The 14,202-nt window shown below is 65.3% G+C and carries 13 protein-coding genes; 6 read left to right on the top strand and 7 right to left on the bottom strand.

Annotated elements, in window-relative coordinates:
* Positions 1–4 precede the first annotated feature (4 nt).
* The gene (locus MKP08_RS11225; protein ID WP_241553900.1) at positions 5–289 is read left to right on the top strand and encodes a DUF1467 family protein; all 285 of its coding nucleotides are present in this window, start codon (positions 5–7) and stop codon (positions 287–289) included.
* Positions 290–298: 9 nt separating this feature from the next.
* Here MKP08_RS11225 and MKP08_RS11220 read toward each other — a convergent pair whose 3' ends face one another.
* Complete coding sequence (locus MKP08_RS11220; protein ID WP_241553899.1) at positions 299–2,515, bottom strand: hypothetical protein; 2,217 nt, start codon at positions 2,513–2,515, stop codon at positions 299–301.
* A gap of 87 nt (positions 2,516–2,602) precedes the next feature.
* On the opposite strand from MKP08_RS11220, the gene MKP08_RS11215 reads away from it, so the two are divergent.
* The 4 genes from MKP08_RS11215 (at position 2,603) to MKP08_RS11200 (ending at position 6,471) form a co-directional block, all read left to right on the top strand.
* Positions 2,603–2,905: an Hpt domain-containing protein gene (locus MKP08_RS11215; protein WP_241553898.1), complete on the top strand. Its 303-nt coding sequence runs from the start codon at positions 2,603–2,605 to the stop codon at positions 2,903–2,905.
* 67 nt (positions 2,906–2,972) lie between these two features.
* The gene (locus MKP08_RS11210; protein ID WP_241553897.1) at positions 2,973–4,163 is read left to right on the top strand and encodes a hypothetical protein; all 1,191 of its coding nucleotides are present in this window, start codon (positions 2,973–2,975) and stop codon (positions 4,161–4,163) included.
* Between the two features lie 44 nt (positions 4,164–4,207).
* Complete coding sequence (locus MKP08_RS11205) at positions 4,208–5,095, top strand: hypothetical protein (RefSeq protein WP_241553896.1); 888 nt, start codon at positions 4,208–4,210, stop codon at positions 5,093–5,095.
* On the top strand, positions 5,092–6,471 hold the full coding sequence (locus MKP08_RS11200) for a sensor histidine kinase KdpD (protein WP_241553895.1): 1,380 nt from the start codon (positions 5,092–5,094) through the stop codon (positions 6,469–6,471). Before MKP08_RS11205 ends, MKP08_RS11200 begins: the two co-directional genes overlap by 4 nt.
* 28 nt (positions 6,472–6,499) lie before the next feature.
* Here the strand turns inward: MKP08_RS11200 and MKP08_RS11195 are convergent, their stop codons facing one another.
* Positions 6,500–7,795 (bottom strand): citrate synthase, encoded by a 1,296-nt coding sequence (locus MKP08_RS11195; RefSeq protein WP_215228131.1) that lies wholly within the window; start codon positions 7,793–7,795, stop codon positions 6,500–6,502.
* Between the two features lie 21 nt (positions 7,796–7,816).
* Positions 7,817–9,253 carry a glutamate--tRNA ligase gene (gene gltX, locus MKP08_RS11190; RefSeq protein ID WP_241553894.1) on the bottom strand — a complete coding sequence of 479 codons (1,437 nt, stop codon included), beginning with the start codon at positions 9,251–9,253 and terminating at the stop codon, positions 7,817–7,819.
* Positions 9,254–9,371: 118 nt separating this feature from the next.
* Between gltX and MKP08_RS11185 the strand changes: the two genes are divergently transcribed.
* On the top strand, positions 9,372–11,468 hold the full coding sequence (locus MKP08_RS11185) for a ComEC/Rec2 family competence protein (protein WP_373418087.1): 2,097 nt from the start codon (positions 9,372–9,374) through the stop codon (positions 11,466–11,468).
* A 43-nt stretch (positions 11,469–11,511) separates the two neighbouring features.
* Here the strand turns inward: MKP08_RS11185 and lexA are convergent, their stop codons facing one another.
* From lexA to MKP08_RS11165, 4 genes are all read right to left on the bottom strand, one after another.
* A complete protein-coding gene (lexA, locus tag MKP08_RS11180; RefSeq protein ID WP_215228134.1) occupies positions 11,512–12,198 on the bottom strand; it encodes a transcriptional repressor LexA in 687 nt (228 codons plus the stop codon).
* Between the two features lie 82 nt (positions 12,199–12,280).
* Positions 12,281–13,468, bottom strand: a complete 1,188-nt coding sequence (locus MKP08_RS11175; protein WP_241553892.1) for a molybdopterin molybdotransferase MoeA — start codon at positions 13,466–13,468, stop codon at positions 12,281–12,283.
* Entirely contained in the window at positions 13,465–13,938 is a 474-nt protein-coding gene (gene moaC / locus MKP08_RS11170) for a cyclic pyranopterin monophosphate synthase MoaC (RefSeq protein WP_241553891.1), read from the bottom strand. Before moaC ends, MKP08_RS11175 begins: the two co-directional genes overlap by 4 nt.
* A gap of 7 nt (positions 13,939–13,945) precedes the next feature.
* A complete protein-coding gene (locus MKP08_RS11165) occupies positions 13,946–14,134 on the bottom strand; it encodes a hypothetical protein (protein ID WP_215228137.1) in 189 nt (62 codons plus the stop codon).
* Between the last annotated feature and the right edge of the window lie 68 nt (positions 14,135–14,202).

Raw genomic sequence — 14,202 nt, 5'->3', positions numbered from 1 at the left:
CACCTTGGCACCGTTCTCCATCGTTGCGATCTACCTGATCATCTGGGTCTTCTCCGCGTTCTTCCTGCTGCCGTTCGGCGTTCGCACGCATGACGAACTGGGGCATGATAAGATACGTGGACAGGCCGACAGCGCACCGGCCAATTTCCGCCCCTGGCGACTGGTGATCCGGGCGAGCATCATCGCCGCCGTTCTGACTGCGCTGTGGGTTCTCAACTGGAACCACGGCTGGATCAGCCTGGACGATATCAATTTCATTCCGATTCCCGAGCAATTCCGGGATCGCTGACGCAGAGGTTCACGCGTCGCGCAAACGCTCGATAGCTTGCGCCAGAGCGACGTAGAGCTTGCCCATATCCGACCCGAGCAGGGTTACGGCCAATGCGTTGCCGTCCCGCACCGAGAGCATGGTGCGCAGCATCGCCTCGAAATCGTGGATGAAACGCGCGACGTGATCGCGAAACTCGCCGTCGGAATCGTAGAGTTCGGCGATCTCCCGTGCCTCTACCGGCTCCAGCAGCGTGACCGCCCGCCGGGTGAACACCCCACGATCGCCGCGAAGATAGCGCGTCCAGGCTGTGTCCGACACGTCCGCCGATAGCGATCGCGCAATATCGATGGCGTTGGAATTGAGGCTTTCCGCGATCATAGCGGCGCGGCGCCCGAAATCTGCATCGACCTGATCCTGCGCGCGAGCACGCGCCTGTTCGACGCGGGCCTCGAGGTTGGCGGTAAGCCGCTCGACCTCGGCAAGCTGTTCCTTAAGCGCGTCCGCCGCGTCGCGGGCCTGCGAGCCGGCCGAGTGAGACGCGTCTGCCAGCGCATCGATCGCGGAGCGCGCATCCCTTTCAAGCGAATTGCGAAGCGTTTCCCCGCTCTCGCGCGACAACCGCTCGGCAAGCTGCACGATGCGTTCGTGACCACGCTCCCCGGCGGCGGCAATGGCAGGGCTGAGCTTCTCTTCGAGCCCTGCGATGGCCTGTGACAGACGGTCGTCGACGGCGTCCACCGTCTCTCGGCTATCAAGTCCCAGCGCAGCGATGTCGGATCGAAGCGCGTCGATGCGCTGTGCCACACCATCGGCATGGCCCAGCATCGTCTCGCCGTCCTTGTGCGCGCTCTCCATATGGTCGGCCAGCTCCCCGGCGTGCGAAACGTTCGCTGCGAGCAGCTTCTCGATTTCGCGACCAAGCTCGTGCAGCCGCTTGAGGCGGTTCTCCGCATCGGCAATCGGTTGCGGGAGTGCCTCCCGGCTATGCTCCCCCGCTGCCTGGATCAGTTCGAGCAGCCGCACACATTCGTCGGTCAGGCCAGCGACGACTTCCCGCGTTTCGCCGACCCGCTCGTTGCTATCGCCAAGGGTGCGCAAAAGGGTCCGACCATGTTCGGCCAAGGCACTGCTGGCGGATTCGCCGCTCTCGCGGGCGTTCTGCAATCGCTCGGCTAGATCGGCCATCCATCGAGAGGCCGATTCGCCGTCTCGGGTCATTCGCGCGCTGGTCTCGGTCAGCAGTTCGCGGAAGTGGGCGAGATTGCCATCCAGGGCGGTGGTGCGGGTTTCGACCTCGTGCAGCATTTCGCGATGCGCCTCGGCAAGGCGGTTTTCACGGGCCCCGAGATTCTCCTCGAAAGCGGAAGCCCCCTCCTGCAACACGCGGCCCTGCTCTTCGGAACGCTGTCGCAGGGCCGCGAAATGCGCCGCCACTCGTCCTTCGAGATTGTCGATCTGGGTCTCGAAAGCCGCGAGGGCGGCATCGATCCGATCCTGCAAGGCAGCGACCCGCCTCTCGCTATTGGCGCCCTGACCCTCCAGCTTCGCGAACCCGGAAACCAACCGTTCCAGTTGGCGATCCGCCCCATCGCCCGCCTGTCCGATCTGATTGGCGACATCGCGGGCTGCACTGGCGACTACGGGCAGGTCGCTGCGCAGATGTTCCATGTTCTCGACCGATTTGGCACTTACGCCGGCCAGGCGGTCCACCTGCTCGCCGTTGTCCACGATCAGCTCCTGCAGCCGCTCGGCGTGGCGGGACAGGTTCTCTCCCGCCACGCGGCCAAGCGATTCGAGGTCGCGCGACTGGGCCGAGAGGAATTCACGCGCGAGGCTCAACTCGCGGTTCACCGTCGAGAGGCGCGCTTCGAGCATCTCGGATTCGCGGGACAGCGCATGGGCGACGTCGGCGAAGCGCGACGCCTCCCGCCGGCTGTTGCGCATCACCAGGAGCCAGATGCTGATTACCAGCACGCACGGAACCGCCCAGGAAACGATCCAGTCGCTCCATGCTGCGGGCGCGGCGCCGTCGCGCATCGCGGGATAATGCGACCAGAGAAAAAAGGCGGTCCAGGCCAGAATCGCGGTCGATGCCACGGCAGGTGCCAGCCATCCGTGGGGGCGAGGGGGTTCGCCCTCGTCCTCTACCTCCGAATACCATTGTTCGGCATCACGGGTCGTGGTCGCCGACTCGGCCTCCGGTTCGAGTTCGCCATCGAATGCACTGGCTTCCGTCGCCGCCATGACCTGCCCCCTGTTCATTCTCGGAACGCTATCAGGAAAGCGCCGCGATGAAACCGGGAATTAACGGTATCGGTCCTAACGTCGGCCATGACCTTCGAAGACGGTGCCTTTTCTGCCACGCTGGCGGCGGCGGCCGGTGATGATCCCGTGCTGAGGGCAGAGTTGCGGCAGGCGTTTCGCGACAGCCTCGAACATCACATCGATTTGCTGCGCCGGTCGCGATGCGATGCCAACTGGGTGACGAGTGCCCAGCGTATCCGCAGCCTGGCAGCCAGCTTTTGCGCGGACGAGTTGATGGACCTCGCGGCAGAGGCCGGCAGAGCCGCGCCCGGCGATCCGGTCATCGTCACGAGGCTGGAAGCTTTCCTGGAAGCTCTCGGCACCCGGTAACCGCCTTGGTTTGCCCCAGCCGCTCCTCTATCTGTGTGCGGAGGATCGATGGGGGAATCAATCTCGCGTGCGTGCCGCTCTGCTCTCTTTGCCCGAAAGGCGTTTCGGATCGGAAAGCGATCCTTCGCGCCTGTTGGGACGTGACTTTACCGAATGGCAGGCCGGTCTCGCGCTCGCTTGGGGTTGCGAGGCGGTCATCCTGTTCGCTCCGGATGGCGATCCTTCCGAGGAAGGCGTGCTTTCCGTGCAAAAGATGGTGGAGCGGGGCGGAGCGTCCTTTCGCCTGATCCACCACGTGCACGGCCTGCTGGGGCGCTTGTCCCGCCAGGACGAGCTTATCGTCCTAGGCGAGGGCGTATTGCCGGTGGGGGCAGCGGCTGCCAACCTGCTGGGGAGCGGACCCCTCCTGTGGCGCATACCCGGCGGTCGCGGCGAAACCGAGGCCGGTCGGGGCAGGGCGCTCGAAAGGCTGGACGGCAATCATCGGTGGGGCGGAGTGCTGGTCGCAAACGGGGCGATGGTGGAACGTCTGTCGGACGCTGGCGAAGGCTACGAGCCGGGTTCCGCGCTGCTGCGTATCGCGCGCGCCGGCGGCATCGCCGAGAGAGACGTTCCCGTAGAGCTGATCGCCGATCGTCGCTGGATCACGCCGGAAACCCCGGCGCCAGACGGGGCGCTGCTCAACGAAATCATGGCGGACGGGGCGGCGTCCCCGTTGCAGCGCAGGGCGCTGATCCCCGCGGCCCGGCGATTGGCCGGCAGCGCCGGAACGCTGAAGCCCGCATTCGCTGGCGCGATCGCGGCGGGTCTCGCCTCCGTGGCGGCGCTGGTCACACTCCATCCGGTCGCTGCGATCGTATCGGCCCTGGCGGCTCTATTCCTGTCGAGATTGGCGATCCTGCTACGCCGTGCCGGCGATCCTGCCACTCTGGCGGATAAGCGCCGGGATCCCCTGGTCGTACTGGAAGTGCTGCCGAATATAGTCGCGACGTTGGCGCTGGGCGCAGGATTTATCGAGGACTCGCGGATGGCTATCGCCGCCTTTCTCGCTCTCGTTCCGGTCCTGGTGTGGAATCTTGCAGCCTTTTCCAATCTTGGACAGCTTCGATTTTTCCATGATCGGGAATGGCTCTGGCTGATAGTGGTGTTGCCGGGCTTGTTCGATCGCTGGTTGATAGGGGCGAGCGTTGCCAGCTTGGCGGCGCTCGTCGCACTCGCAAGGGCGCTCGGCGTAACGTCGTATATAACACGAGATTAACCACACGGCGGTATGGCCTTTGCATGTTCGAAAGCTACGCGCCCATGGACGATTCCAACTCTTCGGCTAGCAATCCGCAGGCCGCGCTGCGCGATGCGCTGCGTGAGGAAAGGCGTGCGTCGGAATGGGCGGCGCAGGCGCTCCCAGTCCTGGTCGCCGGGGGCGATCAACTGCTGGGCCAGGATATCGTCGCCCGGGTCGAAGGGATGGTGGCATCGCTGGCCGATCAATTGGCAGATGCGCTGCGGGCCGAAGATCGGCAGGAGTTTGCCGCGCAAATTCGGGCCGAACTCGCCTTCGATACCGAACTGGTTGCCTTCCTTCATTCGCTGGCGATGGAATTTCGGGCCGCCACACGGCTGAGTCGCGATGCCGGGCTGGACATGGTGGCACCACCGGAACTGCGGGCGCTGAGCAGCAGCGATTCTCCAGCGCCGTCCCGTCTGGCAAGTTCGGCGATCGCCGCGCAGGCGCGCTACCTAGGCGACATGATAGCGATGAGGCTGCCGCTGGCGGAACTGCCCGCCGAGATGTTCGATCGCCTCGTATCCAGGTTGGACGTTTTCGATGCCGCAGGCCCGCTACGTGCAGGCTATGAAGAGGGCGAGACGCGACTGACGCTGTTGTCCCGCCTCGCGACGTCCCGACTTGCCTTCGACCGTCCTGCCATGGATTGCCGCCAAAGCGGACTGGCCCTGTTCCTCACCAGGCTCGCCGATGGAAGCGGATTGGACCGAACCTCGATCTCCCTGGCCTGGGGGTCGCCCAGCTTCACCCGCCTTGCGCTCGCCATGCGGGCAAGCGGCATGGATATTGCCGATATCGGCCGCCAATGCGCGCTAGTTGCGCCGTCCGCATCGCTTCCCCCTGCAGTGGAGAATGTCGATCCCGAGGAAGCGAAGATGATGATCGCGGGTGCCGACCACCGATGACGGGGCATTCCTCTTTCGTCGCGGCCGCCGCGGTGACCGATGGCGACGATCGCCTGGTCTGTGCCGAAGAGCCGCTCGCCAGCCTGCAAAGGCGATGCGGCGGGGAATTGCCCGGTGCGATCGCTCTGCCCGCATTACGCGAAGCGATCGCCAAGGCGCGCGAAATGAAGCTGCGGTCGGCCCGCCATATCCGCATCTTCGATGGCGAAGAGGAAGTAGTAGCTTGGGTGGAGATCGGTCCGCGCGACGATGACGAGCCGGGATGCGCCGTGACCGTCTCGAGCTGGCAGAAGAGAGGGGAGGACATCCGCGACGCCGGTGCCTCGTCCAATCGCAGGGATCTCGTCGACGAGGCGTTGGCGGAATTCCGGGCACGGCTCGACAACGAACAGAAAATTCTGTCGGTACAAACCGACGCCCCCGACCTCTCGCCCGTGGCTGAGCGCATGCGAGAGGGTCCGGGGCGCGTCTGGACGGATTTCGTCGAACTGCCCGGCAGTCCCCAGGTTCAGCCGCTTCATTGGCGGTTGCTGGACCGGACGACCGCGCGGATCGAAGACAGTCCGCGCAGCTGGACGGTGCGCCTGCTTCCACTGGGCGCGCCGATTGCGGGAGCGGACGGCTTCGAACTCCTGCTGGTTGCCGATCGGGCATGGGTAAAGCGGCAGGAACCGCAAAAGGACAGGCGATCGATCGACGAGCGGGCGATAGCGCGCGACCTTGCGCCGGTGCTCCGACAGCCGATTTCCCGCATCATCGCCAATGCGGAGACCATCCGGTCCCGTCTGGCGGGGCCGCTACGCGACGAGTACGCCGATTATGCGACGGACATAGCGGCGGCGGGACAGCACCTGCTTTCGCTGGTCGACGATCTCGCGGATCTGGAGGTGGTCGAATCCGCAGATTTCGAAACCGCGCCCGACCGTATCGAACTATCGGACGTGGTGCGCCGCGCGGCGGGCATTCTGGGCGTTCGTGCGCAGGAGCGGGCGATCGTGCTGCGGGTGCCGCCAGCCGAGAAAAGCCAGTATGCCGTCGGTGAATTTCGCCGGGTGCTTCAGGTACTCCTGAACGTAGTCGGCAACGCGATCAAATACTCCCCCGAGGGGGCAACGGTCGATATCGGGATTGGTGCGAAGGGCGATACCGCCTACGTCGCCGTTCGCGACAGCGGACCGGGTCTGAATGCCGACCAGCAGGCGCGCGTTTTCCGAAAGTTCGAACGTCTTGGCCGCAGCGGAGACGGCGGCTCAGGCCTGGGCTTATACATCTCGCGCAAGCTTGCGCAGGCGATGGGCGGTACCCTGCAAGTGGCAAGCGAGCCTGGCAAAGGCGCGATCTTCACACTGACGTTGACCGCCGCCCCGCCAGAGTAACCAACAGGGGCGGCGGCAAGATGCTCGATCAGTCGCCGCTGCGCTGATCCACCGGCACGTATTTGCGTTGCGTCGGACCGGTATAGAGCTGACGGGGGCGACCGATGACCTGGCCTGGATCGGAGATCATTTCGTTCCACTGTGCGACCCAGCCAACGGTACGGGCGAGGGCGAACAGCGCCGTGAACATGGTGGTCGGGAAACCGATCGCCGACAATATGATCCCGGAATAGAAGTCCACGTTCGGGAATAGCTTCTTTTCGCGGAAATAGTCGTCGTTCAGCGCGATTTCCTCGAGCTGCAATGCGGTTTCGAAAACCGGATCGTCGACCTTCAGCGCGTCGAAGACCTCGCGCACGGTCTTCTGCATCACCGTCGCGCGCGGATCGTAGTTCTTGTAGACCCGGTGGCCGAAGCCCATCAAGCGGAACGGATCGTTCTTGTCCTTGGCCCGCTCGATATAATGCGGGATTTTGTCGGGCGTGCCGATTTCGTGCAGCATGTTGAGTGCTGCCTCGTTCGCGCCGCCATGCGCAGGACCCCACAGGCAGGCGATGCCCGCGGCGATACAGGCGAACGGATTAGCTCCCGAAGAGCCCGCGAGCCGGACGGTAGAGGTCGAGGCGTTCTGTTCGTGGTCGGCGTGGAGGATGAAGATTCGGTCCATCGCCTTTTCCACCGCCGGGTGCAGCTCGTATTCCTCCGCCGGCACGCCGAAGGTCATGCGCATGAAGTTGCCGGTATAGGACAGGTCGTTCTGGGGCTGCATAAACGGCTGCCCGATCGAATACTTGTATGCCCAAGCGGCGATGGTCGGCATCTTCGCGATCAGGCGATGCGAGCTGATCTTGCGATGCTCCGGGTCGGAGATATCGGTGCTGTCGTGGTAGAACGCCGACAGCGCACCCACCACGCCGCACATGATCGCCATCGGGTGCGCATCGCGCCGGAAACCCTGATAGAACTGGCGCAGCTGATCGTGCAGCATCGTATGGCGCGTGATGGTGTAGGTGAAATCGTCCAGCTCGTCCTGCACCGGCAGCTCGCCATTCAGCAGGAGATAGGCCGTTTCCATGAAGCTGGATTCTTCGGCCAGTTCGCCGATCGGATAGCCGCGATGAAGGAGCACGCCCTCTTCACCATCGATGAAGGTCAGCGCGCTCTCGCAAGCCGCGGTCGACTTGTAGCCCGGGTCGAAGGTGAAACAGCCGGTGGAGCCATACAACTTGCGGATATCGACCACGTCGGGGCCGCAAGACCCCTTCAGAACGGGAAAGTCATGATTTTCGCCTGCCAGTTCCAGTGTTGCGGTCTTGTCCGCCATATTGGGCCTCCTTAGTCTGGTTTATTCGCTCAACGCTCGGGCCTGTGCGTCGATCCGGGCAAGGGATTCTTCCTTGCCGAGCAGAATGAGCACATCGAAAATTCCGGGCGAAACGGTCGTGCCGGTGAGAGCGGCGCGCATGGGTTGCGCCAACTTGCCCAGGCCGATTTCCAGCCGTTCGGCAAGCGATTTGGTCGTGGCCTCCAGCGCCTCGGATGTCCAGTCGTTTTCCGCTGCTAAGGCCTGCGACACCTCGCTCAGGCGGGCGCGCGCTTCGGCGTCGAGCAACCCTTCCGCCTTCTCGGTCATTTCGAGCGGTCGGGAGGTGAAAAGGAACGCGGCCGAGGCGGCCAGTTCGTTCACGTCCTTCGCTCGCGGTTTGAGGAACGGCATCGCCTGCCGAAGCAGCTCCGCATCGGCTTCAGGTCCGATCCGTTCGGCCACCAGTTTCGCGAGGCGGGCATCGTCCGCCTCGCGGATATAGTGCCCGTTGAGGTTCTGGAGTTTCTTGAGATCGAAGCGGGAGGGGCTCCGGCCAACGCCCTCGAGCGTGAACAGCTCGATCGCTTCCTGCCGCGTGATCTCCTCGCGATCGCCGTGGCCCCAACCGAGCCGCAGGAGGTAGTTGAACAAAGCTTCGGGCAGCACGCCCAGCTCGTCGCGGTACGCCTCGACCCCGACGGCCCCGTGCCGCTTCGACAGCTTGGCACCGTCGCTGCCATGGATCAGGGGCACATGCGCATAGACCGGCTCGCGCCAGTCCTCTCCCATTTCCTGCATGGCGCGGATGATCGGCAGCTGGCGGAACGCGTTGTTCAGATGATCGTCGCCGCGGATGATGTGCGTACAGCCCATATCGGCGTCGTCGACGACCACGGCCAGCATATAGGTCGGCGTGCCGTCGCCGCGCAGGATGATGTAGTCGTCGATCTCGCTGTTGGCGACGCGCACCGTGCCCTGCACTGCGTCCTCGATCACGGTCTCTCCGTCGACCGGCGTCTTGATGCGGATGGTGTAGGGCATGCCGTCTTGCTCGGGGCCCGGCTCACGGTCCCGCCAGCGCCCGTCATAGCGCAAGGGCTGCTTGTTGGCGCGCTGCTCGGCGCGCATCGCCTCCAGTTCCTCGGGCGTCGCGAAGCATTTATAGGCGTGCCCTGCAGCGAGAAGCTGGTTCGCCACCTGCGCATGACGCTCGGCGCGCTCCGACTGAAACACCGGCGCTTCGTCGTAATCGAGCCCGAGCCACTCCAGCCCGTCGAGGATCTTCTCGATCGCGTCCGGGGTGGATCGGGCGCGGTCGGTATCCTCGATCCGCAACAACGCCTTGCCGCCATGATGGCGGGCGAACAGCCAGTTGAACAGCGCGGTACGGGCACCGCCCAGATGCAGATAGCCGGTCGGTGAGGGGGCGAACCGCGTCACCACCGGGCTCGCTGAGGCGCTGCTGTCGCTTGCCATGGGGCGAGCCTTCCTTTCAAATCACGTAATGGCCAGCAGCAACGTACCGAATGTGCCGATGGGGGCGGGCCCCGGCCCGGGGGATGCTGCAGCGCAGCACGTGCCTTGGCATTCGCGCGTGCACTTGTCCAGCATCGCCACGAGACTCGATTCGGCCCTGGCCAATGCTGGTTTCGATCGTGCACCGTGGCTGGCCGTCGTTCTGGCCGGTGGGATTGCGAGCTGGTTTGCGCTTCACAGCCGATGGGAATGGGGCGCGGCCATCGCAGCGGCTCTTCTGATGGCGCTGTGGGGGTGGGCGATTTCGCGTAACGAAACGCGCGAGTATCTCGGACGGGCGGTAATGATCGCTACGCTGGTCTTCGCATTGGGTATCGGCCTGGTCTGGGCGCGTTCCGCAACGGTAGGCGCCGAGCCTCTCGCCTACCCGCGGGTGGTGACCTTACAGGGCCGGGTGCTGGAACGTGAAGACCAGCCCGCCCGCGATCGAAGCCGTCTTACCCTGGCATATCGCGACGCGCAGGACGGTCACGCTCGCAAGGTCCGGGTGAACGTGCCGCTGCTCGCCGACAATGCGCCGCCGGACGAGGGAGATATCGTTCGCCTTCGCTCGCGCCTCATGCCGCCTGCCCCACCGCTCGTGCCCGGAGCCTACGATTTCGCGCGAACGGCCTGGTTCGAAGGGCTTGCCGCGACGGGCTCGGTGATAGGGGAGATCGAGATCTTGTCGGTGGGCCAAAGCGAGGCCGGTCCGTTCAGCCGCGCGCAGCGGCATCTTTCGCAGCATGTGAGGGGGCAGTTGAGCGGATCGGAAGGAGCGATCGCAGCGGCCTTCGCGAGCGGTGATCGCGGTGCGATCGCCGAGCGGGACGAGAGCGCGATGCGCGATGCCGGGTTGACGCACCTGCTCTCGATCAGCGGTCTGCATGTGAGCGCGGTGATCGCTGCCGCCTATTTCCTCGCATTGCGCATCTTGGCCTTGTGGCCGTGGCTCGTCTTGCGCGTGCGTCTCCCTGTGATGGCTGCCGCCGTGGGGGCCTCGGCCGGGATCGGTTACACCCTGCTGACCGGGGCCGAGGTGCCCACGGTGCGCAGCTGCGTCGGAGCAGTGCTGGTGCTGCTGGCGCTGGCGCTGGGGCGCGAACCGCTGAGCCTGCGCATGGTCGCGGTCGCCGCGAGTGTGGTCATGTTGGCATGGCCGGAGGCGCTGGTCGGGCCGAGCTTCCAGATGAGCTTCTGCGCGGTGATTGCCCTCGTCGCGCTTCACAATACGGGACCGGTCCGGCGCTTCCTCGCACCGCGCGACGAGGGCATGGCGAGGCGGTTCCTGCGGCACCTTGCCATGCTGCTGCTGACGGGCTTCGTCATCGAGATTGCGCTGATGCCGATCGTGCTGTTCCATTTCCATCGGGCCGGTCTGTACGGGGCGTTCGCCAATGTTCTCGCCATACCGCTGACCACTTTCGTCAGCATGCCGCTGATCGCGCTCGCGCTCGTGCTTGACTTGGTGGGGCTGGGCGGACCGGTGTGGTGGCTGGCGGGCTGGTCGCTCGACCTGCTGCTGGCGATTGCTAACTTTGCCGCTTCGCAGCCGGGGGCGGTCAAGCTTGCCCCGCAAATGAGCGGTCTCACGATCGCGCTGTTCGTGCTGGGCGGCTTGTGGCTCGCCTTGTGGAGCGGTCGCGGCAGATTGCTTGGCCTCCTGCCCGTGACCCTGGCGCTCGGTCTTCTTGTGATGACGCCTGCGCCCGATATCCTGATCGGGCGGGATGGCCGCAATGTGGGCATCGCGGACGAGGAGGGCAGGCTCGTCATGCTGCGCGAGGGGCGCTCCGGGTATGCGCGGGACACGCTGGTGGAACTCGGCGGCAGGGGAGCGGAGACGGTCGGCATCGACCATTCGGCCCTGGCGCGATGCAGCCGCGATTTCTGCACCGTCGAGCTCGACCGAGGGGACCGGCACTGGAGCATCCTCATGGCGCGCAGTCGCGATCTGGTGTCCGAAAGAGCGCTGGCCGCCGCATGCGAGAGAGCCGATATCGTCGTGGCCGACCGCTACCTGCCCTATACCTGCCGCCCCCGCTGGTTGCTGGCCGATCGGCGCTTTCTCAGCCGTAGCGGGGGTCTGGCGCTCTATCTCGACGACCGCCGCGTGGCCACGGTGGCCGACGGGCAGGGCGAACATGGCTGGTGGCGCGCGCCGCGAGACAACTGATCCCGAGCGCGTACCGCGTAGACGCACGCTCGGCCGGAAACCCTCAGTGATAGCGCCGCAGGAGCCCCGCGAGCCGACCCTGCACCTGGACCTGGGCCGAATCGTAAACCTGCGATTGATAGGCGGAGTTTGCCGGATCCAGCCGAATGCGGCCGCTGTCCTTGTGGAGATACTTCAGCGTCGCTTCCTCGTTGTCGACCAGTGCAACCACGATCTCTCCATCGCGGGCCGTGTCGGTCCGCCGGATCAACGCGTAATCCCCGTCGAAGATGCCCGCCTCGATCATCGAATCGCCCGATACCTCAAGCGCGTAGTGATCGCCGGGGCCGAGCAGCGCCGCCGGGACCGGCAGGCTCTGGTAATCTTCCAGTGCCTCGATCGGCGCACCTGCCGCGATGCGCCCGTGCAGCGGAATCTCGATGACGTCGTTAGCAGGTTCGGGTGCCTTGGCGGACGCGGCCTTCGCCGAAGTGACCACATCGTTCGCCGCCTGCGGGGTACCACCGCCAACCGCATCCTCGGGCTGCTTGAGAATTTCCAGCGCCCGCGCGCGATTGGGCAGGCGGCGGATGAAGCCGCGTTCCTCCAAGGCGGAGATCAGGCGATGCACGCCCGACTTGCTCTTGAGGTCGAGGGCTTCCTTCATCTCCTCGAACGACGGGGAAATCCCGGTCTTCTCCAGCCGCTGCTGGATGAAGCGGATCAGCTCGTGCTGCTTGGCGGTGAGCATGGACAGGCTCCTGCATCGTTGTTCCAATCATCCGCCTATCGGCGAACGAATGTGGAACAATTAGGAAACAGATAGAGCGCCGTCAAGCAAAAGCGCCATTTCCGATCCAATAGGCGGGCACCAGCGATCCGGCGCGCAGACGTTCGCCGTCGATCGGGCGGTCGATCAGTGCGTCGGCGCCGGCCAGTGCCTCCAGCGCGCTGCTATCCTGTTGACCGAGCGGATGAAGCGCCTCGCCATCCCATCGTGCCCGGAGGAACTCGCGCCGCGGGCCGCCACCGGCGAGTTCTTCCGCGAGGGGCAGCAATAGCGGCTTGGCAACCGGATGCGCCGCACCGGCCAGCTTGCGCACAGCAGGCAGCATGAAGTGGAGGCCGGTGACGAAGCTGGAGACGGGGTTGCCTGGCAGGCCGAGCACCAGCTGACGATCGCGCTGCGCCACCATCAGGGGCTTTCCCGGCTTCATGGCGACGCGCCAGAAGGCGATCTGCGCCCCGGCTCGCTCCAGCGCGGGGCGCACCAGGTCGTGGTCGCCCACCGAGGCACCGCCCGAAACCACCAGCAGGTCGGCATCGGAATGGCGTTCGAAAGCTTCGACCAGAGCATCGATGCGGTCGGGGATCGGATCCTCGACCGCGACCGAGCAGGGAACGTGCGATGCCATGGCGCGCAGCATGGCGGCATTGCTGGCAGGTATCTGGTGCTCTGTGCATTGCGAGGGATCGCTCGCAAGCTCGTCGCCGCCTTCGAGCAGCGCGAGCCTCGGCATGGTTCCGACTTCGAGGGTCGCGTGACCGCCGGAGCGCGCGAGGGCGATCGCGGCGGCACCGATGCGCGACCCGGCGTGCAGCAGCGTGTCGCCTTCCGCGAAGTCGAACCCGCGCCGGCGGATATGGCGCGCATGGGGTCGGTCGTTGGCCGACAGGGTATCGCCCTCGCGGGCCGCATCCTCCTGCAACAGGACGGCATCGGCGCCGCGCGGCATGATCGCACCGGTCGATATCCGCGCGGCCTGATCGCTGGTCAGCGAGCCGTCGAACGGCGCGCCGCACCGGCTTTCACCGACGATCCGCCATGGACCGTTTCCGGCGACGGCGTAGCCATCCATGGCGGAGAGGTCGGCGGAAGGTTGAGTCCGGCGCGCGGCCAGCGGTTTCGCCAGATAGCGCCCCAGCGCGTCATCGACGCCGAGCGTTTCCGTCCCGAGCGGCTTCACCAGCTCGAGCAGGAGGGACTGCGCTTCTTCCAATGGGATCGGCGGAGTCTTCATTCCGGCGCGCGCCACTCGCCCGACTTTCCCCCGCGCTTCGAGAGCAGGCGTACGCCCTCTATCACCATCGCCTTGTCGATCGCCTTGGCCATGTCGTAAATCGTCAGCAGCGCGACGGAGACGGCGGTCATCGCCTCCATCTCCACGCCGGTCTTGCCCGTCAGCGAAGCGGTCGCGTCCACCCGGATCGCATCGTCGTCGAACGCGAACGCCACGCCCACCGCGTCGAGCGCGAGCGGATGGCATAGCGGGATCAGCTCACCGGTCCGCTTCGCCGCCATGATCCCGGCAATCCGGGCCGCGGCGAGAACGTCGCCCTTGGGCGCGTCGGCGTTGCGAACGGCCGCCAGCGCTTCGGGGGACATGCGGATGCGACCGGTGGCGACCGCGACCCGCGCGGTGGCGGACTTGCCACCAACATCGACCATGCGCGCGTGGCCATGCTCATCGAGATGGGTGAGTTCGGCCATCGGCCTCCTAACGCCTCCGCCTGTTCGACCAGATGGCGATTGCGAGACCGGCCAGCAGCAGGACCGCGCCCCACATTGTCCACTGGCGATCGTAGGCCATGAAGCTGCCAAGAAAGGCGATGCCCTGACCCTGAAGGATCCACACCGTCCCCATGGCCATCATCAGCAGGCCGACGAGCGTACCGAGTAACTTCATAGTGTCTCTCCGGATCCGGCAAGTCCTACAGGATGGAACACTTGGAACACAGTCCTGGGCTCGGAAAA

Source organism: Erythrobacter sp. LQ02-29 (assembly GCF_022576075.2).
GTDB lineage: Bacteria > Pseudomonadota > Alphaproteobacteria > Sphingomonadales > Sphingomonadaceae > Alteriqipengyuania.
Note: the sequence above shows the minus strand (reverse complement) of the source record. Positions and strands in the feature narration are given on the sequence as shown.